Genomic DNA, 20,135 nt, shown 5'->3' on the forward strand with positions numbered 1-20,135 from the left:
ATCACCAGGATGGAATGCTCATTTCTAAGCTTTCAACAAACAGAAGCAGTAGTGGTGGAGCCAAACGGGATCGAACCGTTGACCTCCTGCGTGCAAGGCAGGCGCTCTCCCAGCTGAGCTATGGCCCCGTATTTCTACAGGCGTTTCCCACACAAAATTGGTGGGTCTGGGCAGATTCGAACTGCCGACCTCACCCTTATCAGGGGTGCGCTCTAACCAACTGAGCTACAGACCCAATTTCGGGCTGCTTCTTATCGTCTTCTTCAATGAATCAAGCAATTCGTGTGGGAACTTATGGAGCATCTGATGTCGTCGATTAAGGAGGTGATCCAGCCGCAGGTTCCCCTACGGCTACCTTGTTACGACTTCACCCCAGTCATGAATCACACCGTGGTAACCGTCCTCCCGAAGGTTAGACTAGCTACTTCTGGTGCAACCCACTCCCATGGTGTGACGGGCGGTGTGTACAAGGCCCGGGAACGTATTCACCGCGACATTCTGATTCGCGATTACTAGCGATTCCGACTTCACGCAGTCGAGTTGCAGACTGCGATCCGGACTACGATCGGTTTTCTGGGATTAGCTCCACCTCGCGGCTTGGCAACCCTCTGTACCGACCATTGTAGCACGTGTGTAGCCCAGGCCGTAAGGGCCATGATGACTTGACGTCATCCCCACCTTCCTCCGGTTTGTCACCGGCAGTCTCCTTAGAGTGCCCACCATTACGTGCTGGTAACTAAGGACAAGGGTTGCGCTCGTTACGGGACTTAACCCAACATCTCACGACACGAGCTGACGACAGCCATGCAGCACCTGTCTCAATGTTCCCGAAGGCACCAATCCATCTCTGGAAAGTTCATTGGATGTCAAGGCCTGGTAAGGTTCTTCGCGTTGCTTCGAATTAAACCACATGCTCCACCGCTTGTGCGGGCCCCCGTCAATTCATTTGAGTTTTAACCTTGCGGCCGTACTCCCCAGGCGGTCAACTTAATGCGTTAGCTGCGCCACTAAGAGCTCAAGGCTCCCAACGGCTAGTTGACATCGTTTACGGCGTGGACTACCAGGGTATCTAATCCTGTTTGCTCCCCACGCTTTCGCACCTCAGTGTCAGTATCAGTCCAGGTGGTCGCCTTCGCCACTGGTGTTCCTTCCTATATCTACGCATTTCACCGCTACACAGGAAATTCCACCACCCTCTACCATACTCTAGCTCGTCAGTTTTGAATGCAGTTCCCAGGTTGAGCCCGGGGATTTCACATCCAACTTAACGAACCACCTACGCGCGCTTTACGCCCAGTAATTCCGATTAACGCTTGCACCCTCTGTATTACCGCGGCTGCTGGCACAGAGTTAGCCGGTGCTTATTCTGTCGGTAACGTCAAAACAATTACGTATTAGGTAACTGCCCTTCCTCCCAACTTAAAGTGCTTTACAATCCGAAGACCTTCTTCACACACGCGGCATGGCTGGATCAGGCTTTCGCCCATTGTCCAATATTCCCCACTGCTGCCTCCCGTAGGAGTCTGGACCGTGTCTCAGTTCCAGTGTGACTGATCATCCTCTCAGACCAGTTACGGATCGTCGCCTTGGTGAGCCATTACCTCACCAACTAGCTAATCCGACCTAGGCTCATCTGATAGCGCAAGGCCCGAAGGTCCCCTGCTTTCTCCCGTAGGACGTATGCGGTATTAGCGTCCGTTTCCGAGCGTTATCCCCCACTATCAGGCAGATTCCTAGGCATTACTCACCCGTCCGCCGCTCGCCACCAGGTACAAGTACCCGTGCTGCCGCTCGACTTGCATGTGTTAGGCCTGCCGCCAGCGTTCAATCTGAGCCATGATCAAACTCTTCAGTTCAAACATCTTTGGGTTTTTAAGAAACCCTAAACTTGGCTCAGCAATCGTTGGTTACATCTTTGATTTCTCGCGGAGCAACTTGTGCTGATAATCTTGTTGACTATCAGTCTGACTCCACAAGCACCCACACGAATTGCTTGATTCAGTTGTTAAAGAGCGGTTGGTTAAGATCTTTCGTCTCAACCGAGGCGCGCATTCTACAGCAGCCTCTGTTACTGTCAAGCGGTTATTTTCAGAAGTTTTCAAAGTTTCGCTTGGAAATCCTTAACAACTTCAACCACTTGCGCTTCCGATCTCTCGTTAGCGGGAGGCGAATTCTACAGCGTTACTCGCTGCTGTCAACACCTCTTTTTCTCCGCTTTCGACCGAGAAGATCGAACCGTCAAAAGAGCCAAACAACACCGCTCTTTCAACTCCTTCTGGCTTCGATGAACTGAAGCGCAACCGCTGCCGAAAACCGCATAACTCTTTGTTTACCAAGGAGTTTTCCGTTTCGACTGCGCCGGAAGTGGGGCAAATTATAGACTTCCAGAATCTGCCGTCAACCCCTGATTTCAGCTTTATTCGGATTTGAGCGTTATACGCGCAAACGCCTTCTTCCCAGCCTGGCAAACATGGGTCGCGCCCAGTACGTATATAAAGGTGCGATCGACAACCTCACCATCTATACGTACACCACCAGACCCCAGAAGATCGCGCGCCACGGCAGAATTCTTCACCAACCCTGCTTTATTAAGGACAGCAGCAATCGGCATATCTTCGGCAGCCGTCAATTCGATCTCCGGCAGATCATCCGGCAGCTCACCGTCTTTCATACGGTTACCCGCCGCACGGTGAGCATTGGCCGCCGCCTCTTCACCATGGAAGCGCGCAACGATCTCTTCGGCCAGCTTGATCTTGATGTCACGTGGATTCGCGCCCGCCTCGACATCAGCCCGCAAAGCATTGATCTCTTCCATGGAACGGAAGCTGAGCAATTCGAAGTAACGCCACATCAGCACATCTGGAATAGAGACCAGCTTGCCGTACATGACACCCGGCGCTTCCTGGATACCGACGTAGTTGCCCAACGACTTGGACATTTTCTTCACGCCATCCAGACCTTCGAGCAACGGCATGGTCAGAATGCATTGAGCCTCCTGACCATAACTACGTTGCAGTTCACGCCCCATCAGCAGGTTGAACTTCTGATCGGTACCGCCCAGTTCGACATCCGCGCGCAACGCGACCGAGTCATAACCCTGAACCAGCGGATAGAGGAACTCGTGAATGGCGATGGGTTGATTGGTGGTGTAGCGCTTGTCGAAGTCGTCGCGCTCGAGCATGCGAGCCACGGTGTATTGCGAAGTCAGGCGAATGAAGTCGGCCGGCCCCATCTGATCCATCCAGGTGGAGTTGAACGCCACTTCGGTCTTGGCTGGGTCGAGAATCTTGAAGACCTGAGTCTTGTAGGTCTCGGCATTCTCGAGGACCTGCTCACGGGTCAGCGGAGGACGTGTCGCACTCTTGCCGCTCGGATCACCGATCATCCCGGTGAAGTCACCTATAAGGAAGATCACCTGGTGCCCCAGATCCTGGAACTGACGCAGCTTATTAATAAGCACGGTATGACCCAGGTGCAAATCCGGCGCGGTCGGATCGAAGCCTGCCTTAATACGCAGCGGTTGGCCACGTTTGAGTTTCTCGATCAGCTCGGACTCGACCAACAGTTCTTCTGCACCACGTTTGATCAGCGCTAGCTGCTCTTCAACCGACTTCATAACAGACCCGCAAGGCTCAGATTCAAAGGGGAACAACCATACAAGATCGCGCACCAAATACAAGTTTTGCCCGGCGCACGGACGCCAATCCATGGGCAGAGCGTTCGCAGACTTGCTTCAGAGATGATTTGGTTATATTTTATACAGTTATTTCGTCTTCATCATGTCATTCATCTTTTCCAATTCATCTTTTCAAAGTCAAAATTACCTATGACCACAGAACCGTCTAAAGCGCCGCCGCTTTACCCGAAGACCCACCTGCTCGCAGCAAGTGGCATCGCCGCCCTTCTCAGCCTGGCGCTTCTGGTATTCCCTTCCAGTGATGTTGAAGCCAAAAAGACGACCCTGAGTCTTGAGCTGGAAAGCCCTGCAGAACAACTGATACAAGATCAAGACGCTGCCGACACCGTCCAGGCCACAAATGAGCCGGCAGCCTCCCCTTTCGCGCAGATCGAAAACAGCGCCGAAGACACTCAGAAAACCGCCCAGGTCGCCCCCGCCCCTGCTCCCGCGCCAGTCGTCGAAGAGAAGAAGGCGCCAGGCCACAGGGAAGTGATCGTTAGCAAAGGCGACACTCTCTCGACGCTGTTCGAGAAAGTCGGTCTTCCGGCCACTTCGGTGCATGAAGTACTGGCCAGCGACAAGCAGGCCAAGCAGTTCAGCCAACTCAAACATGGCCAGAAACTTGAGTTCGAACTGAGCCCGGATGGCCAGTTGACCAATTTGCACAGCAAAGTCAGCGACATGGAAAGCATCAGCCTGACCAAGAATGACAAGGGTTATACGTTCAACCGCATTACCGCCAAGCCCACTGTTCGCTCCGCCTACGTTCATGGCGTGATCAACAGTTCGCTGTCGCAATCTGCCGCCCGAGCCGGCTTGTCCCACAGTCTGACCATGGATATGGCCAGTGTGTTTGGCTACGACGTCGACTTCGCCCAGGATATTCGCCAAGGTGACGAGTTCGATGTGATCTACGAACAGAAGGTCGTCAACGGCAAAGCTGTCGGCAACGGCCCGATCCTCTCCGCACGCTTCACCAACCGCGGCAAGACCTACACCGCGGTGCGCTACACCAACAAACAAGGCAACAGCAGCTACTACACAGCTGACGGCAACAGCATGCGCAAGGCGTTTATCCGCACCCCGGTAGACTTCGCCCGCATCAGCTCGAAATTCTCCATGGGCCGCAAGCACCCGATCCTGAACAAGATCCGCGCCCACAAGGGCGTCGATTACGCCGCCCCACGGGGTACGCCGATCAAGGCTGCCGGTGACGGCAAAGTATTGTTGGCGGGTCGTCGCGGCGGTTACGGCAACACCGTGATCATCCAGCACGGTAATACCTATCGCACGCTGTACGGTCATATGCAGGGCTTCGCCAAAGGCATCAAGACTGGCGGCAGCGTCAAGCAAGGTCAGGTGATCGGCTACATTGGTACCACCGGCCTCTCCACCGGCCCGCACTTGCACTACGAGTTCCAGGTCAATGGCGTACACGTCGATCCACTGGGCCAGAAAGTAGCAATGGCCGATCCGATCTCCAAAGCTGAACGCTCACGCTTCCTCGCGCAAAGCCAACCGCTGATGGCGCGCATGGATCAAGAGAAATCCACCCAGCTGGCTTCGAGTAAACGCTAAGCCATGGCGCTCTATATAGGTGTGATGTCCGGGACCAGCCTTGATGGCCTGGACATTGCGTTGATCGAGCAAACCCAGGCAATCAAGCTGATCGCCACCCATTACATCCCTATGCCTGACTCCCTGCGCGCCGAGCTGCTTGGCTTGTGCGCCAGCGGCCCGGACGAGATTGCACGCTCCGCCATTGCCCAGCAGAATTGGGTGAAACTGGCCGCACAGGGCATTCATACCCTCCTCGACCAACAAAATCTGAAACCCGACGACATTCGCGCGATTGGCAGCCACGGCCAGACCATTCGCCACGAGCCGGCGCGCGGGTTCACGGTGCAAATCGGCAACCCGGCTTTGCTCACCGAGCTGACCGGCATCACCGTCGTCAGCGATTTTCGCAGCCGCGATGTAGCCGCAGGCGGGCAAGGCGCGCCATTGGTTCCAGCCTTTCACGAAGCCCTGTTTGAAGAACGGCCTGGCAACCGCGCGGTATTGAACGTCGGCGGGTTCAGCAACCTCAGCCTGATCGAACCCGGCAAGCCTGTTGCCGGGTTTGACTGCGGCCCCGGGAATGTCCTGCTGGATGCCTGGATTCACCAGCAACGCGGCGACAACTTTGATCGTGACGGCCATTGGGCTGCCAGCGGCAAGGTCGAACCTGTTCTGTTGAACGAGCTGCTCAGTGATCCGTTCTTTGTGACCCAAGGCCCGAAAAGCACCGGCCGCGAAGTGTTCAATCTGCCATGGCTGATGCAGCATCTGTCGCAGCTACCGACCTTCGCTGCCGAAGACGTACAGGCCACGCTGCTAGAGCTGACTGCGCTGACCATTGTCGAGTCATTGCAAAGCGCCCAATCAGATACTGAGGAGCTGCTTGTCTGTGGTGGCGGCGCGCACAACGCCACGTTGATGAAGCGGTTGGCCAGCCTGTTGCCGAACGCGAAAGTCAGCAGCACCGCTGCGTATGGTGTAGACCCGGATTGGGTCGAAGCCATGGCCTTCGCCTGGCTGGCCCATTGCTGCCTGGAAGGTATCGCGGCCAACCGCCCGAGTGTCACCGGCGCTCGCGGCTTGCGCGTACTCGGCGCCATCTACCCCGCCTGAGCCTGAACCCCAGACAGCAAAACGCCGCAGAGTCCTGAGATTCTGCGGCGCCTGGTAATGCGGTGAGGTGCGATCAGATCGAGAACGAAGAGCCGCAGCCACACGTAGTGGTAGCGTTCGGGTTCTTGATCACGAAACGCGAACCTTCCAGACCCTCCTGGTAGTCCACTTCGGCACCAGCCAGGTACTGGAAGCTCATCGGATCGACCACCAGGCTGACGCCTTCGCGCTCGACGATGGTATCGTCATCGGCCACTTCTTCATCGAAGGTGAAGCCGTACTGAAACCCTGAACAACCGCCGCCCGTAACGAATACGCGCAGCTTCAAGCGATCATTCCCCTCTTCATCGACCAGGCTCTTCACCTTGTGCGCGGCACCGTGGGTGAATTGCAAAGCCGTGGGGGTGAAGGATTCGACGCTCATGCTGACTATCTCCCGGCGTTACGCCGCCATAATGCGTGATGACGCGCATTATCCGCTTCTCCCAGAAAATCGGTCAACTATTGTTACGGTATATCAATCAACCCAATTGCCAGACCAAAATACAAAAAGGCCCGTTCGACGGGCCTTTTTGCTGAGCGGGATAAAGCCTTACGGCAGCATGCCCGCATGGGACAGGCCCAGACGCTCATCCAGGCCGAACAGGATATTCAGGTTCTGCACCGCCTGACCCGACGCGCCTTTGACCAGGTTGTCGATCACCGACAATACCACCACCAGATCACCATCCTGCGGACGATGCACGGCAATGCGGCAAACGTTGGCACCGCGCACGCTCCGGGTTTCCGGATGGCTGCCGGCAGGCATCACATCGACGAACGGTTCGTTGGCATAGCGCTTTTCAAACAACGCTTGCAGATCCACCGAGCGATCCACGACAGTCGCGTAGAGCGTCGAGTGAATACCGCGAATCATTGGAGTCAGGTGCGGAACGAAGGTCAGCCCCACGTCCTTGCCCGCTGCACGACGCAAGCCCTGGCGGATTTCCGGCAAGTGACGGTGCCCTTTGACGGCGTAAGCCTTCATGCTTTCCGACGTCTCGGAGTACAGCGAACCTACCGAGGCACCACGACCGGCGCCGCTGACGCCGGATTTGCAGTCTGCAATCAAACGCGTGGTATCGGCCAGACCGGCTTCAAGTAATGGCAGGAAACCCAATTGCGTGGCAGTCGGATAGCAACCCGGCACAGCAATCAGACGCGCTTGCTTGATTTGCTCGCGATTGACTTCCGGCAGGCCGTAGAGCGCTTCCTCCAGCAATTCCGGCGCACCGTGCGGCTGGCCGTACCATTTGGCCCACTCATCGGCGTCTTGCAGACGGAAGTCTGCCGACAGGTCGATGACCTTGGTCCCGGCAGCCAACAATTCACCCGCCAGGGCATGGGCGACACCGTGCGGTGTGGCAAAGAACACTACGTCGCAGGCCCCGAGGGTCTTGATGTCCGGAACGCTGAATGCCAGGCCGTCGTAATGACCTCGCAGGTTCGGGTACATGTCGGCCACGGCCAGGCCGGCCTCGGATCGGGAAGTGATCACCACCACTTCAGCTTGCGGATGCTGTGCCAACAGACGCAGCAGTTCGACACCGGTGTAACCCGTGCCGCCGACGATACCGACCTTGACCATAAACCTGCCCTCAACGAACCCACTGGAAAGCCGTCGATGATAGGGGCCGCGCGGCCCTGCGACAACCATCAAGGTGACGTGCGGGCGCTTCACCCCCTACTATCTTCGCTACCGTGAACCCTGGGAATAACTAAAAATGCTTTATCTGTGGCTCAAAGCGCTTCATATCGTCAGCATGGTCTGCTGGTTTGCCGGCCTGTTTTACCTGCCGCGCCTGTTCGTCTATCACGCCCAAAGCGAAGACACCGTCAGCAAGGAACGCTTCAGCATCATGGAGCGCAAGCTGTACCGGGGCATCATGGGCCCGGCGATGATCGCCACCCTGGTGTTCGGCATCTGGCTGATCAGTCTCAACCCAAGCGCCTACTTCACCCAAGGTGCATGGATGCATGCCAAATTGACCCTGGTGGTGATCCTGATCGGCTATCACCACATGTGCGGCGCACAGGTAAAACGTTTTGCCCGTGGCGAAAACACCCGCAGTCATGTCTTTTATCGCTGGTTCAATGAAGTGCCGGTTCTGATATTGCTGGCTATCGTAATTCTGGTCGTCGTTCGGCCGTTTTAATCCAACAAGCATCATTCACCCGGGGTACTTCCAATGTCGCTGCCCGCTTTGCTCGAACAACGCTTGCGTCTGCCCGTGGTGGCGGCGCCGATGTTCCTGATTTCCAACCCTGAGCTGGTGCTCGCCTGCTGCCGTAATGGCGTGGTGGGCAGCTTTCCTGCGCTGAACCAGCGTGAGAGCAGCGGTTTCAAGGCTTGGCTGGAAGAAATCGAAGCAGGACTGGCGATACTGGAAAACCCCGCGCCTTATGCGGTGAACCTGATCGTCCACAACAGCAACCCGCGATTGCAGGCGGATCTGGCGATCTGCATCGAGCACAAAGTACCGATCGTGATCACTAGCCTCGGCGCCGTGAAGGAATTGGTCGACGCCGTGCACAGCTATGGCGGCCTGGTGTTTCACGACGTGACGACGCGTCGCCACGCAGAAAAAGCCGCCGAGGCCGGCGTGGACGGTTTGATCGCCGTGGCTGCGGGCGCCGGTGGTCACGCCGGGACCTGGAGCCCGTTTTCGCTGATCGCCGAGATTCGCCAGTTTTTCGACAAGACCCTGCTGCTGGCCGGCTGCCTGAACCATGGCCATGAGATTCTTGCCGCGCAAGTGCTCGGTGCGGATCTGGCCTACTTCGGTACGCGATTTATCGGTACCACGGAAAGTCATGCGCCTGACGCGTATAAGGAGATGCTCCTGACTTCCAGAGCCGCAGACATCGTCCATACTCCAGCGGTGTCGGGGGTACCGGCAAGCTTCATGCGTCGGAGCCTGGAGGCCGCCGGTTTCGACATGGCAGCCCTGCAAGGCAAGGGCGAGGTGAATTTCGGTTCCAAGCTCAAGCCATTAAGCGATGAAGCCAAAGCCTGGAAAACCGTGTGGTCCGCAGGCCAGGGCGTCGGAGAAATCGATGACCTGCCGAGCGTCGATCAACTGGTCGCACGTCTCGATGCCGAATACCGCAAGGCGCTGGAACTGGCGGCGGCGTTGCCCAAGCGCTGGCCGCGCTGACAGAAAAACTTGGCCAGCCCAATCCGACTGGCCCTACACTCCATACTTGCAACACCGTCTATTACAAACTCTCGCGACAAGGATGCCTCGGCCATGAGCGAAAACCGTTTCAAGATCGTCTTCGATGGCGCTCTGCAGCCAGGTGTTGACGCCACCACCGCGAAGCTCAATCTCGCCGAGCTGTTCAAAAGCGATGTCGCGGCCATCGAGCGCCTGTTCAGTGGCCGGACAGTTGCACTCAAGCGCGACCTGTCACACACCGACGCGCAGACTTACCTTCAGGCACTGACGAAAACCGGCATCGATGCCCGAATCGAAACAGAACCCTCGATCGAGCTGAACCTGTCCGACGTTCACGAACACACCCCTGCCAACAACCAACCTTTCACGGCAGATCCCGATTCTCCCTATGCACCGCCCCGCGCCGCTGTCGGCGAAGCACTGCCGGAGTTTTCTGCACTCAAGGCATTCAGTTTTGTTGGCCGCATCGGTCGCTTGCGCTTTCTGGCCTGGACGATGGCTCTTACGCTGGTGACGCTTGGCGTTGGCTCCGTGCTGGCTGTTTTCGGCTTCGCGCTCATCAGCACGGACTCGACTGCTGGCTTGATTCTCGCTGGCCTGCTGGCCTTTATCCTGGTCGTGGTGCTCGCATTCATCAGCATCCAGTTCAGCGTGCAGCGCCTGCACGATATCGGCTGGTCCGGCTGGCTCTGGCTGCTGAACCTTGTGCCGGTCGTGGGCAGCGTTTTTCCGTTTGTAATCATGATCGTGCCGGGTAACAACACTGCCAACCGATATGGCGCCCCCCCACCGCCCAACAGCAACGCGGTCAGAGTGCTGGCTTCGCTGTGGCTGGTGTTTATCGCGATCATGTTCGTCGGCGGGCTGACTGGGGGCCTCACTGCGATCCAGGATGAGTATGAAAGCGCCACCGGTAGCACCTATCAAAGCAGCTCGGTGATCACCGACGAAGTTGAAGTCGAGCCGGCCGAAGAGGCCGAACAAGCGCCAAATTCATCCGATGATGCAGCCGAAGCAGCCGAGGCCCCTGTAGACTCTGCGAAAGAATGAACAGCGCTCCCCGCCCGTGACACCTGCGTCGCTGGCGCGGAGCTGTTGCGATGGAGAACTGCATGACCCGTTACGCTCTGATCACTGGCGCTTCCAGCGGCATCGGCCTGGCGATGGCCGAAGCGCTGGCCCGGCGCGGCCGCAGCCTGATTCTGGTGGCCCGACAGCGTGATCAGCTGGAAAGCATTGCGATTGAACTGACTCAACGTTTTGGTGTGGAAGTGTTGTTTCGTGCCTGTGACCTGGGCGAGCCGCTGAGGCTGTCCGGTTTTTTGCTGGAGCTGGAGGAAGGTGACCGGCAGATAGATTTGCTGGTCAACTGTGCCGGTATCGGCACCTGCGGTCCGTTCCTGGCCCAGGACTGGATGACCGAGCAGGACTTGATCGAAGTGAACATCCTGGCCCTCACTCGCTTGTGTCATGCCATCGGCAACAGCATGGCCTTGCAGGGTGGCGGGCAGATTCTGAACGTCGCCTCGGTCGCGGCGTTTCATCCCGGTCCATGGATGAGCACGTACTACGCCAGCAAGGCTTACGTACTGCATTTTTCCGAAGGTTTGCGCGTCGAACTGAAGAAATGCGCGGTCAATGTGTCGGTACTCTGCCCCGGCCCGACCCGCACGGCGTTTTTCCGCACCGCGCAACTGGACACCGACAAACTGGTCGAGAGCAAACTGCTGATGAGCCCAGAAGAAGTCGCGCTCTATACCGTGCGTGCGCTGGAGAAAAATCGCGCCATTATTATCCCCGGTCGCCTGAATCGCTGGTTTGCGTTCCTGCCGCGGCTTGGCTCACGCTGGCTGACCCGAACAATCGCGGGCATGGTCAACAAAGCCTATTGCCCGCGCTGATCAAATCCTCAAGGCAAAAGACTGGGCTCTGAGATAACCCATGGTTACACTCAGGCCAGCCCAAACAACGGAGAAAACAGCTGTGGATACTCTGTTCACCAAGATCATCAACCGGGAAATCCCGGCGAAGATCATTTACGAGGACGACCAGGTACTGGCCTTCCACGACATCGCACCACAGGCCCCCGTGCATTTCCTGGTAGTCCCGAAGAAGCCGGTGCGTACCCTTAACGACCTCACCGAGGACGACAAGGCTTTGGCCGGGCACATTCTGTTCACGGCCCAGCGTCTGGCACTGGAATTGGGCTGTGAAGAAGGTTTCCGGGTAGTCATGAACTGCAATGAATTGGGCGGGCAGACCGTCTATCACATTCATATGCATGTGCTGGGTCAGCGCCAGATGCACTGGCCGCCGGGCTGATTCACCACCCTCCCCTTGTAGGAGCGAGCGGTACGGCGATCCGACTTGCCCGCGAAGGCGTCCACAAGTGCGCCAAAAGCTTCGCGGGCAAGCCTCACTCCTACAAGGATTAGTGTCGCTCCCACCGGAAATGACCCAGCGCAAACCCTCCCCCGGCCGATTGGGTTAAACTGACCGCCGAGATTCTTCCCGGAGGTCAGCATGACTACCCAACGTCACTACTCGCCGATTGACCGTCTTCTGCTGCAAGCCGATGCCGCGATGCGTACTTTGTTGCCCTTCAGTGGTCAGCCCTACCGTCCGTCGCCTGCCATCGTGCAGCCGGATGCGCAAATGAGCGACGAGGACACCCGACACGTCGCCGGTTTGATGCGCATCAACCATACCGGCGAAGTCTGCGCCCAGGCGCTGTACCAAGGTCAGGCCCTGACCGCCAAGCTACCGAAAGTGCGCGCTGCCATGGAACACGCCGCCGAAGAAGAAATCGATCACTTGGTATGGTGCGAACAACGCATTCATCAGTTGGGCAGCCATACCAGCATCCTCAATCCGCTGTTCTACGGTATGTCATTCGGGATTGGCGCGGTCGCCGGGTTGATCAGCGACAAAGTCAGCCTGGGTTTCGTTGCTGCCACCGAGCATCAGGTCTGCAAACACCTGAACGAACACCTTGAGCAACTGCCAGCCGAGGACGAAAAATCCCGGGCGATCCTGGAGCAGATGCGCATCGATGAAGAACACCACGCCGAAAGCGCGCTGGATGCGGGGGGATTTCGTTTTCCGGCGCCGGTGAAGTTCGGGATGAGTTTGTTGGCCAAGGTGATGACAAAGAGTACTTATCGGATCTGAGGATCGGGTTGTTAAATAGGGCCTCTTCGCGAGCAAGCCCACTCCCACAGTTTTTTTCGACAGACATAAAAAAGGCGACTACTTCGAAGTAGTCGCCTTTTTTGTGTCCGAAAAATCTTAGCCCTGCATGTTGCGCACGTAGAAGATTTCGAGCATTTCGTGTTTCACACGCACAGTCGCCTGGGCACGCTGCTCAGAGGACAGGTTGATGGTAGCGTCGCCGAACAGGTAGTTATCCAGTTCGAAGTGCTTCAACAGCATTTTGGTGTGGAACAGGTTTTCCTGGTACACGTTCACGTCGGTCATCTGGTACGCGTCGCGCTTTCATGACAGCTGAATGTCGATTCAACCGAGTTCGATGATTTCGTAGTCGTGGGTAATCGCCACGCCAGCCGCGCCGAGCATGATCGATGCCGAGCAATACTTCTCGGCCGACAGCTCAATGGCGCGCTTTACCTGGGCTTCTTTCAGCCCACGGCCCTTGACCACGAAGTGCATGTGGATCTTGGTGAAAACCTTCGGATCTTCGGTCGCACGCTCGGCTTCGAGGAACGCTTCGCAGCTTTCGACGGCCTGACGGGACTTCTTGAGGATGCTGACCACATCGAAATTGCTGCAGCCGCCAACACCCAGCAAGAGCATTTCCATCGGCCGGACACCCAGATTACGACCGCCGGCATCGGGCGGACCATCCATGACCACGACATGACCGCTGCCAGATTCACCGAGGAACATGGCTTCGCCAGCCCATTGGATGCGTGCCTTCATCGCCAAGACTCCACTGTATAAAAAAGGGTCGCCAGCTTAGCACAGGGCCCTTGATTGGCAGCGTTTCGCCTTCCTAGGACATAACCATCTGCGTCGTAGGCAAATTCTCGAATCTTGAAGGAATGTGTCTGTTAAGCTGGCGCCAAACCAATGGCGCATAGCCAGCTTTTGCAGCGAATAAAAGGGATCGCAGGCCTCGCCAGCGCCTACAAAAAACAAACACACCGTGCAGTCTTTTCGGGATACAACCATGGTTGCTATTACCCCCACACCCAAAATCAAGAACCTCGACAAACTGTTGATGCACTGCCAGCGCCGCCGCTATGCCGCCAAAAGCAACATCATTTGTGCAGGCGACCGCTCGGACACGCTGTTTTTCATCATCAAAGGTTCGGTAACCATCTTGATTGAGGATGACGACGGCCGTGAAATGATCATTGCCTACCTCAATTCCGGCGACTTTTTCGGCGAGCTGGGTCTGTTTGAGCAAGCCGGCCTGGAACAGGAACGCAGCGCCTGGGTACGTGCCAAGGTCGAATGCGAAGTCGCGGAAATCAGCTACGTGAAATTCCGCGAGCTGTCCCAACAGGATCCAGACATTCTTTACGTGCTCAGCGGACAAATCGCACAGCGCCTGCGCAATACCACGCGCAAGGTTGGCGACCTGGCGTTCTTCGACGTTACCGGTCGCGTGGCGCGCTGCCTGCTGGAGCTGTGCAAGCAACCAGACGCCATGACCCACCCGGACGGCATGCAGATCAAGGTGACCCGTCAGGAAATCGGCCGGATTGTCGGTTGTTCCCGTGAGATGGTCGGCCGCGTGCTCAAGGATCTGGAAGAGCGCAACCTGGTCGACGTCAAAGGCAAGACCATGGTGGTCTTCGGTACGCGCTAAGCTCGAAAACTTAAGTTCCTAAACTCAAGCCCCGAGCATTTCTGCCAGCAACTGTCGGTACAGCGCATCGAGCCGGGCCAATGCCTCAGGAGCGGCAAATTTTTCATGCAGGGCGATGTGGCTTTCAGCGCGAACCCGCTGGTCCAGGCCACAGGCTGCATTGAAGCGATTGACCGCCGCCACCATCGACTCTCGCTCGTTATCGACCAACATCGCCCCGTGCACCAGGCCGACCGGACGCTGACCGCCCTTGCTCTGGCGCCAACGCTGAGCGGTGCCGACCATCTTTCGACCATCGAGGTTGACGTTGAAACGACCGTCGCAGAATGCGCCCTCGATTTCGCCCAACGACGAAGTGCCGCCCAGCTCATCCAGTAACTGACAGATCGGATCGCACAGACGCCGGTAGCCGGTTTCGATACGGTTCAGATCGCCTTCGCTGCGCGGTGGGGCATAAACCAGTGCGATGTTGATGGTCGACGCCGATTGCGGCACCGGCTCACCGCCGGTTTCACGCAGCAGTACCGGCCAGCCGGCGGCAGCGGAGACTTCGCACGCCGCCTCGAACTGTGGCAGACGATTCAAGCGGCGGGGCATGACCAATGCGCGGTCAGTGGGTTGCCAGAACAGCAGACCGAATTCCGACTCACCGGTGCACACATGGGCCAACAGATCCTGTTCGGCGAGCAGGCCGGCTTCGATGGTCAGAGGGGTTGGTGAGGTCATAAGGTATTCCGTTGGACATGAAGTCTGTGGTGCTACTTATGCCGCCATCGCGAGCAGGCTCGCTCCCACATTGGATCTCTGATGTTAGTAGATCTCTTGTGGGAGCGAGCCTGCACGCGAAGTTGTATTCAGTCGAGCGTAGAACCGCTCACTGGAATGCCACGCTCGGGAAAGAACAGGCGCTGCAGTTCGGTACCCGGACTTTCGGCGCGCATGAACGCTTCGCCGACCAGGAACGCGTACACGTCGCTGATTTCCATCAACTCGACATCGGCCCGATTGAGAATGCCACTCTCGGTGATCACCAGACGATCACGCGGAATACGCGGCAACAGGTCGAGGGTGGTTTCCAGATTGACGTCGAAGGTGTGCAGGTTGCGGTTGTTCACGCCCACCAGCGGCGTGTCGAGGGTTTTCAGGGCCCGCTCCAGTTCGTCACCATCGTGGACTTCCACCAGCACATCGAGACCGACGCTTTTGGCCACGGCAGCCAGCTCGGCCATCTTCACGTCGTCCAGTGCGGAGACGATCAACAGCACGCAGTCAGCACCCAAAGCCCGGGATTCGACGATCTGGTAAGGATCGATCATGAAGTCCTTGCGGATCACCGGCAACTTGCACGCCGCCCGGGCCCGTTGCAGATACGCATCGGCACCCTGGAAGTAATCGATGTCGGTGAGCACCGACAGGCAAGTCGCCCCGCCCTTCTCGTAACTTTTGGCGATGTCGGCGGGAACGAAGTTCTCGCGAATCACACCTTTGCTCGGCGAAGCCTTCTTGATTTCAGCAATCACCGCTGGCTGTTTCGTCTTGGCCTGATCAATCAATGCCTTGGCAAAACCACGGGGGGCATCGGCTGCCTTGGCCAGATTTTCCAGCTCCGCGAGACTCACACGAGCGCGACGCTCGGCGACTTCCTGAACTTTGCGGGCCAGAATATTTTCCAGAACCGTCGGTAAACTCATCCCTCATTCTCCACTTTGAATACCGCGGTAAATGCACCCAATTCTTCAAGTTTCTCCCGAGCGAGGCCTGTGTGCAGCGCATCGTGCGCCAGGGCAACGCCTTCTTTCAAACTGCTGGCATGGTCGGCGGCGTACAGCGCGGCACCGGCATTGAGCACGATCATCTCGGCGGCCTTCTGACCGTTTTCGGTCTTGCGCTTGCCCAAGGCATCGCGAATCAGCTCAAGGGAGGCCGCCGGGCTTTCCACTGCCAGACCGTGCAGACTCTGGCTCTTCATCCCCAAGTCTTCGGGTTCGACCCAATACTCTTTGATCTGATCATTCTTCAATTCCGCCACAAAGGTCGGAGCCGCCAGACTGAACTCGTCCAGGCCATCTTTAGAGTGCACCACCAGCACGTGTTTGCTGCCCAGACGTTGCAAAACTTCGGCCAATGGCCGGCACAACGCCTGACTGAACACACCCACCACCTGATGTTTCACACCGGCCGGATTCGTAAGCGGGCCGAGCATGTTGAACAGCGTGCGCAAGCCCAGCTCGCGGCGCGGGCCGGCGGCGTGCTTCATGGCGCTATGGTGGGTCTGGGCAAACATGAAACCGATGCCAACGTTGTCGATGCAGCGCGCCACCTGAACCGGCGTCAGGTTCAGGTAGATACCCGCGGCTTCCAGCAAGTCGGCACTGCCGCTTTTGCCCGACACCGCACGGTTACCGTGCTTGGCTACGGTGCAACCGGCTGCGGCGACCACGAACGAGGAAGCCGTGGAGACGTTGAAAATGTTCGCACCGTCACCGCCGGTGCCGACCACATCGACCACGCCATCAAGGGTGTTGAGTTCAACCTTGTCCGCCAACTCGCGCATCGCCGTCACGGCACCGACGATCTCATCGATGCTTTCGCTCTTCATGCGCATGGCCATCATGAACGCGCCGATCTGCGCATCCGTGCATTGCCCGGTCATGATTTCGCGCATGACATCACGCATCTCATCGGTACTGAGGTCGAGGTGGCCGACGATACGGCTCAGGGCTGTCTTGATATCCATGGAAAGTCCTTAGCGCGTGCCGCCGGTTTGTTTGAGGAAGTTGGCGAACAGCTCGTGGCCCTGTTCGGTGAGGATAGACTCAGGGTGGAATTGCACACCTTCGATGTTCAGCGTCTTGTGGCGCAGGCCCATAATCTCGTCGACCGAACCGTCTTCGAGCTGGGTCCAGGCGGTCAGCTCCAGGCAATCGGGCAGGGTTTCGCGCTTGACGATCAGCGAGTGGTAGCGGGTGACCGTCAGCGGGCGATTCAGACCTTCGAACACGCCCTTGTCCTGGTGGAATACCGGGCTAGTCTTACCGTGCATGACTTGACGGGCACGGACCACATCGCCACCAAAAGCCTGGCCGATGGACTGGTGACCCAGGCAAACCCCGAGAATCGGCAGCTTGCCGGCGAAGTGCTTGATCGCTTCGATGGAAATACCGGCTTCGGTCGGGGTGCACGGACCGGGAGACACGACGATGCGCTCAGGCTTGAGAGCTTCGATTTCGGCAATGGTGAGTTCATCGTTGCGCACGACTTTGACCTCGGAGCCCAGCTCGCCAAGGTATTGCACAACGTTGTAAGTAAAAGAGTCGTAGTTATCGATCATCAGCAACATGGCGTTAAGAACCTCTTGAATTCACTGACTTTTAATACGGCCTTCGAATGATTTACCCGCAGTGCGCTGCGCTTTGTCAGGTGCTGGAGTGGCGCCAGCAAAGCGGCATTTCATACAGGTAAAGAAGGCAAAGCGGTACAGGTCCGGCCAGGCCGGCAGAAAAGATTCAGGCGCGCCAACGCCAACGGGCGTGTGCCTTGATGACTTGATCCAGGAGTTTGCTGACGATCAACACGGGGAAGGTCTCATTCATACGTCTCGGCACAGTAACTTAGCTGGGCAGAGCGTGCAATATGGTCGGGGCGACAGGTCGCGAAACAAGCGAAGGGTTCGCGATAGATGGCAAAGGGCCGGAAGTTTTTGGTACTGTCGTTTCGTTTACAACAACAATAAATAAACGGACTTGCTCATGATCAAACAGACGTTGTTTGTACCGCTCGCCGGATGCCTGCTCGCTGCTGCCTGTTCCCAGGCGATCGCCGCGCCCAACCCTTATTCGAATTTCGTCGTCTTCGGCGACAGCCTCAACGATGCCGGGCAGTTTACCGACACGGGCGGCCCTGCCGGTGCGACCCAGCGTTTTACCAACCGGACCGGCCCGGTCTACCTGGATGGCAGTGGTGAATTACGCTCGCTGAACTCCACGCAATTGTTGGGTGGACGCCTCGGGTTCTCACCTGACCAGACCGCCGCCTCGACGTCGGCTGCGCGCGCGAATCAAGGGCTGGCGGATGGCAACAACTGGGCCGTCGGCGGTTACCGCACCGACCAGATTCTGGACTCGATCACGACCGAATCCGCCACGGGCGAACGCACCCGGGCAGGTTATCTGCCGACAAACAACTTCCGCGCCGATCCAAATGCGCTGTATTACATTTCCGGGGGCGGCAACGACTTCCTTCAAGGCCTCGTGCTTAATACCACCCAGGCCAACGCCGCGGCGGATCGCCTGGCCGACAGCGTGCAGACCCTGCAAAGCGCCGGCGCCAAATACATCGTGGTCTGGCTGCTGCCCGACCTGGGACTGGCACCCGCCGTCAATGGCACCTCATTACAAGCATCGATCTCACAACTGAGCACCGAATTTAATCAGCAGTTGGTCACACGCCTCGCGGGGATCAATGCCGAAATCATTCCGCTGAACATTCCACTGCTGTTGCAGGAAACCTTCGCCGACCCGGCACGCTTCGGCCTCGCCACCGGCCAGAACCTGACGGCTACCTGCTTCAGCGGCAACGGTTGCACGGAAAACGCCGTGTATGGCATCAACAGCGCCACCCCGGACCCGAGCAAGCTGATCTATAACGACTCGGTTCACCCCACCGAAGCCGGGCAAAAGCTGATTGCCGATTACGCGTATTCCTTGCTGGCGGCGCCGTGGGAACTGACGCTGCTACCGGAAATGGCCCACGCCACCTTACGCGCCCACCAGGATGAACTGCGTAGCCAGTGGCAATCCGACTGGGAGAACTGGCAGGCCGTCGGCCAATGGCGCGCGATTGTTGCCGGCGGTGGTCAGCATTTGGATGTCGATAGCCAAAGCAGCGGCGCCAGTGCTGATGGCAGCGGCTACAACCTGAATATCGGCGGCAGCTATCGGCTCAATGACGCCTGGCGCGTCGGTGTGGCAGCAGGCTTTTATCGCCAAAACCTGGAAGCAGGTAGTAACGATTCGGACTACAAACTCAATAGCTATCTGGCGACCGCTTTCGCCCAGTTCCAGCAGAATCGCTGGTGGGCCGATGCCGCGTTGACCGGTGGCAAGCTGGATTACGACAATCTCGAGCGCAAGTTCGATCTCGGTGTCAGCGAAGGCACGGAAAAGGGTGATACCGATGGCCACCTCTGGGCCTTCAGTACCCGCGTCGGCTACGACATTGCCCAACCGGGCAGCGAATGGCACCTGTCACCGTTCATCAGCGCCGATTACGCCAAAGTGGAAGTCGACGGCTACTCGGAAAACAGCAACCGCTCCACGGCGCTGACCTTTGATGATCAGACCCGAGACTCGAAACGTCTGGGTGTCGGCTTGCAAGGCAAATACAACTTCACCCGTCAGACCCAGGTGTTTGGCGAATATGCCCACGAGCGTGAATACGAGGACGACACCCAGAAAGTGAATATCGCCCTCAGCAGCCTGCCGTCCCTCGACTTCAATCTTCAGGGCTACACGCCGCAAAGCCATCTCAACCGCTTGAGCCTGGGGGTCAGCCACAAATTGACCGCCGACCTGGCGCTGCGTGGCGGCTATACCTTGCGCAAGGATGATGACTTTACCCAGCAAGGTTTGACCGTTGGGGTTGCGCTGGACTTCTAAATCGCAGGCAATAAAAAACGCGGCCGCCTTACAGGCGCCGCGTTTTTTTGAAATGAGCCCGCTCCCACAGGGCT

18 protein-coding genes, 2 tRNA genes, 1 rRNA gene and 1 pseudogene are annotated in these 20,135 nt (G+C 57.5%); 10 read left to right on the top strand and 12 right to left on the bottom strand.

What is annotated here, in order from left to right; translation table 11 throughout:
- Positions 1 to 52: 52 nt before the first annotated feature.
- The 4 genes from PSH97_RS25250 to tyrS form a co-directional block, all read right to left on the bottom strand.
- Positions 53 to 128 (bottom strand) — tRNA-Ala (locus PSH97_RS25250).
- A 30-nt stretch (positions 129 to 158) separates the two neighbouring features.
- A tRNA-Ile gene (locus PSH97_RS25255) sits at positions 159 to 235 on the bottom strand.
- A gap of 82 nt (positions 236 to 317) precedes the next feature.
- A 16S ribosomal RNA gene (locus PSH97_RS25260) occupies positions 318 to 1,856 on the bottom strand.
- 560 nt (positions 1,857 to 2,416) lie between these two features.
- A complete protein-coding gene (gene tyrS, locus PSH97_RS25265; protein ID WP_258698825.1) occupies positions 2,417 to 3,616 on the bottom strand; it encodes a tyrosine--tRNA ligase in 1,200 nt (399 codons plus the stop codon).
- 210 nt (positions 3,617 to 3,826) lie between these two features.
- On the opposite strand from tyrS, the gene PSH97_RS25270 reads away from it, so the two are divergent.
- Both PSH97_RS25270 and PSH97_RS25275 read left to right on the top strand, forming a co-directional pair.
- The gene (locus tag PSH97_RS25270) at positions 3,827 to 5,257 is read left to right on the top strand and encodes a peptidoglycan DD-metalloendopeptidase family protein (RefSeq protein ID WP_305447111.1); all 1,431 of its coding nucleotides are present in this window, start codon (positions 3,827 to 3,829) and stop codon (positions 5,255 to 5,257) included.
- A gap of 3 nt (positions 5,258 to 5,260) precedes the next feature.
- Complete coding sequence (locus tag PSH97_RS25275; RefSeq protein ID WP_305447112.1) at positions 5,261 to 6,352, top strand: anhydro-N-acetylmuramic acid kinase; 1,092 nt, start codon at positions 5,261 to 5,263, stop codon at positions 6,350 to 6,352.
- Between the two features lie 73 nt (positions 6,353 to 6,425).
- On the opposite strand, the gene erpA is transcribed toward PSH97_RS25275, so the two are convergent.
- Both erpA and argC read right to left on the bottom strand, forming a co-directional pair.
- Positions 6,426 to 6,776, bottom strand: coding sequence for an iron-sulfur cluster insertion protein ErpA (gene erpA / locus PSH97_RS25280; RefSeq protein WP_007906865.1), 351 nt, complete (start codon positions 6,774 to 6,776; stop codon positions 6,426 to 6,428).
- Between the two features lie 168 nt (positions 6,777 to 6,944).
- On the bottom strand, positions 6,945 to 7,979 hold the full coding sequence (argC, locus tag PSH97_RS25285) for an N-acetyl-gamma-glutamyl-phosphate reductase (RefSeq protein WP_305447113.1): 1,035 nt from the start codon (positions 7,977 to 7,979) through the stop codon (positions 6,945 to 6,947).
- A 136-nt stretch (positions 7,980 to 8,115) separates the two neighbouring features.
- Here argC and hemJ point away from each other — a divergent pair, with 136 nt between their 5' ends.
- The 6 genes from hemJ (at position 8,116) to coq7 (ending at position 12,741) form a co-directional block, all read left to right on the top strand.
- A complete protein-coding gene (hemJ, locus tag PSH97_RS25290) occupies positions 8,116 to 8,547 on the top strand; it encodes a protoporphyrinogen oxidase HemJ (RefSeq protein WP_007906869.1) in 432 nt (143 codons plus the stop codon).
- Positions 8,548 to 8,580: 33 nt separating this feature from the next.
- Positions 8,581 to 9,549 carry an NAD(P)H-dependent flavin oxidoreductase gene (locus PSH97_RS25295; protein ID WP_305447114.1) on the top strand — a complete coding sequence of 323 codons (969 nt, stop codon included), beginning with the start codon at positions 8,581 to 8,583 and terminating at the stop codon, positions 9,547 to 9,549.
- A 93-nt stretch (positions 9,550 to 9,642) separates the two neighbouring features.
- Positions 9,643 to 10,620, top strand: coding sequence for a DUF805 domain-containing protein (locus PSH97_RS25300; RefSeq protein ID WP_305447115.1), 978 nt, complete (start codon positions 9,643 to 9,645; stop codon positions 10,618 to 10,620).
- A gap of 62 nt (positions 10,621 to 10,682) precedes the next feature.
- Entirely contained in the window at positions 10,683 to 11,471 is a 789-nt protein-coding gene (locus tag PSH97_RS25305; protein WP_305447116.1) for an SDR family NAD(P)-dependent oxidoreductase, read from the top strand.
- An 82-nt stretch (positions 11,472 to 11,553) separates the two neighbouring features.
- Positions 11,554 to 11,892: a histidine triad nucleotide-binding protein gene (locus PSH97_RS25310; RefSeq protein ID WP_007906873.1), complete on the top strand. Its 339-nt coding sequence runs from the start codon at positions 11,554 to 11,556 to the stop codon at positions 11,890 to 11,892.
- Between the two features lie 201 nt (positions 11,893 to 12,093).
- The gene (gene coq7, locus PSH97_RS25315; protein WP_008008345.1) at positions 12,094 to 12,741 is read left to right on the top strand and encodes a 2-polyprenyl-3-methyl-6-methoxy-1,4-benzoquinone monooxygenase; all 648 of its coding nucleotides are present in this window, start codon (positions 12,094 to 12,096) and stop codon (positions 12,739 to 12,741) included.
- Positions 12,742 to 12,858: 117 nt separating this feature from the next.
- On the opposite strand, the pseudogene PSH97_RS25320 reads toward coq7, so the two are convergent.
- Together PSH97_RS25320 and PSH97_RS25325 are read right to left on the bottom strand one after the other, a co-directional pair.
- Positions 12,859 to 13,062 (bottom strand): annotated as a pseudogene (locus tag PSH97_RS25320) (adenosylmethionine decarboxylase); the annotation flags it as partial.
- Between the two features lie 24 nt (positions 13,063 to 13,086).
- On the bottom strand, positions 13,087 to 13,509 hold the full coding sequence (locus PSH97_RS25325) for an OsmC family protein (protein ID WP_007941657.1): 423 nt from the start codon (positions 13,507 to 13,509) through the stop codon (positions 13,087 to 13,089).
- Positions 13,510 to 13,759: 250 nt separating this feature from the next.
- On the opposite strand from PSH97_RS25325, the gene crp reads away from it, so the two are divergent.
- Positions 13,760 to 14,404, top strand: coding sequence for a cAMP-activated global transcriptional regulator CRP (crp, locus tag PSH97_RS25330; RefSeq protein ID WP_305447117.1), 645 nt, complete (start codon positions 13,760 to 13,762; stop codon positions 14,402 to 14,404).
- A gap of 24 nt (positions 14,405 to 14,428) precedes the next feature.
- On the opposite strand, the gene PSH97_RS25335 is transcribed toward crp, so the two are convergent.
- From PSH97_RS25335 to PSH97_RS25350, 4 genes are all read right to left on the bottom strand, one after another.
- Positions 14,429 to 15,130, bottom strand: a complete 702-nt coding sequence (locus PSH97_RS25335) for a lipoate--protein ligase family protein (protein WP_305447118.1) — start codon at positions 15,128 to 15,130, stop codon at positions 14,429 to 14,431.
- A 128-nt stretch (positions 15,131 to 15,258) separates the two neighbouring features.
- Positions 15,259 to 16,095: an indole-3-glycerol phosphate synthase TrpC gene (gene trpC / locus PSH97_RS25340; protein ID WP_305447119.1), complete on the bottom strand. Its 837-nt coding sequence runs from the start codon at positions 16,093 to 16,095 to the stop codon at positions 15,259 to 15,261.
- Positions 16,092 to 17,141, bottom strand: coding sequence for an anthranilate phosphoribosyltransferase (trpD, locus tag PSH97_RS25345; RefSeq protein WP_305447120.1), 1,050 nt, complete (start codon positions 17,139 to 17,141; stop codon positions 16,092 to 16,094). Before trpD ends, trpC begins: the two co-directional genes overlap by 4 nt.
- A 9-nt stretch (positions 17,142 to 17,150) precedes the next feature.
- Complete coding sequence (locus PSH97_RS25350) at positions 17,151 to 17,744, bottom strand: aminodeoxychorismate/anthranilate synthase component II (protein ID WP_305447121.1); 594 nt, start codon at positions 17,742 to 17,744, stop codon at positions 17,151 to 17,153.
- 409 nt (positions 17,745 to 18,153) lie between these two features.
- On the opposite strand from PSH97_RS25350, the gene estP reads away from it, so the two are divergent.
- A complete protein-coding gene (gene estP / locus PSH97_RS25355) occupies positions 18,154 to 20,061 on the top strand; it encodes an esterase EstP (RefSeq protein WP_305447122.1) in 1,908 nt (635 codons plus the stop codon).
- Positions 20,062 to 20,135: the final 74 nt, after the last annotated feature.

This window comes from Pseudomonas cucumis (assembly GCF_030687935.1).
GTDB classification, from domain to species: Bacteria; Pseudomonadota; Gammaproteobacteria; order Pseudomonadales; family Pseudomonadaceae; genus Aquipseudomonas; species Aquipseudomonas cucumis.

Excerpts from the sequence above, each read along its gene's own strand:
- tyrS (WP_258698825.1), bottom strand. The coding sequence starts at position 3,616 with ATGAAGTCGGTTGAAGAGCAGCTAGCGCTGATCAAACGTGGTGCAGAA.
- PSH97_RS25270 (WP_305447111.1), top strand. The coding sequence starts at position 3,827 with ATGACCACAGAACCGTCTAAAGCGCCGCCGCTTTACCCGAAGACCCAC.
- PSH97_RS25275 (WP_305447112.1), top strand. The coding sequence starts at position 5,261 with ATGGCGCTCTATATAGGTGTGATGTCCGGGACCAGCCTTGATGGCCTG.
- erpA (WP_007906865.1), bottom strand. The coding sequence starts at position 6,776 with ATGAGCGTCGAATCCTTCACCCCCACGGCTTTGCAATTCACCCACGGT.
- argC (WP_305447113.1), bottom strand. The coding sequence starts at position 7,979 with ATGGTCAAGGTCGGTATCGTCGGCGGCACGGGTTACACCGGTGTCGAA.
- hemJ (WP_007906869.1), top strand. The coding sequence starts at position 8,116 with ATGCTTTATCTGTGGCTCAAAGCGCTTCATATCGTCAGCATGGTCTGC.
- PSH97_RS25295 (WP_305447114.1), top strand. The coding sequence starts at position 8,581 with ATGTCGCTGCCCGCTTTGCTCGAACAACGCTTGCGTCTGCCCGTGGTG.
- PSH97_RS25300 (WP_305447115.1), top strand. The coding sequence starts at position 9,643 with ATGAGCGAAAACCGTTTCAAGATCGTCTTCGATGGCGCTCTGCAGCCA.
- PSH97_RS25305 (WP_305447116.1), top strand. The coding sequence starts at position 10,683 with ATGACCCGTTACGCTCTGATCACTGGCGCTTCCAGCGGCATCGGCCTG.
- coq7 (WP_008008345.1), top strand. The coding sequence starts at position 12,094 with ATGACTACCCAACGTCACTACTCGCCGATTGACCGTCTTCTGCTGCAA.
- PSH97_RS25325 (WP_007941657.1), bottom strand. The coding sequence starts at position 13,509 with ATGAAGGCACGCATCCAATGGGCTGGCGAAGCCATGTTCCTCGGTGAA.
- crp (WP_305447117.1), top strand. The coding sequence starts at position 13,760 with ATGGTTGCTATTACCCCCACACCCAAAATCAAGAACCTCGACAAACTG.
- PSH97_RS25335 (WP_305447118.1), bottom strand. The coding sequence starts at position 15,130 with ATGACCTCACCAACCCCTCTGACCATCGAAGCCGGCCTGCTCGCCGAA.
- trpC (WP_305447119.1), bottom strand. The coding sequence starts at position 16,095 with ATGAGTTTACCGACGGTTCTGGAAAATATTCTGGCCCGCAAAGTTCAG.
- trpD (WP_305447120.1), bottom strand. The coding sequence starts at position 17,141 with ATGGATATCAAGACAGCCCTGAGCCGTATCGTCGGCCACCTCGACCTC.
- PSH97_RS25350 (WP_305447121.1), bottom strand. The coding sequence starts at position 17,744 with ATGTTGCTGATGATCGATAACTACGACTCTTTTACTTACAACGTTGTG.
- estP (WP_305447122.1), top strand. The coding sequence starts at position 18,154 with ATGATCAAACAGACGTTGTTTGTACCGCTCGCCGGATGCCTGCTCGCT.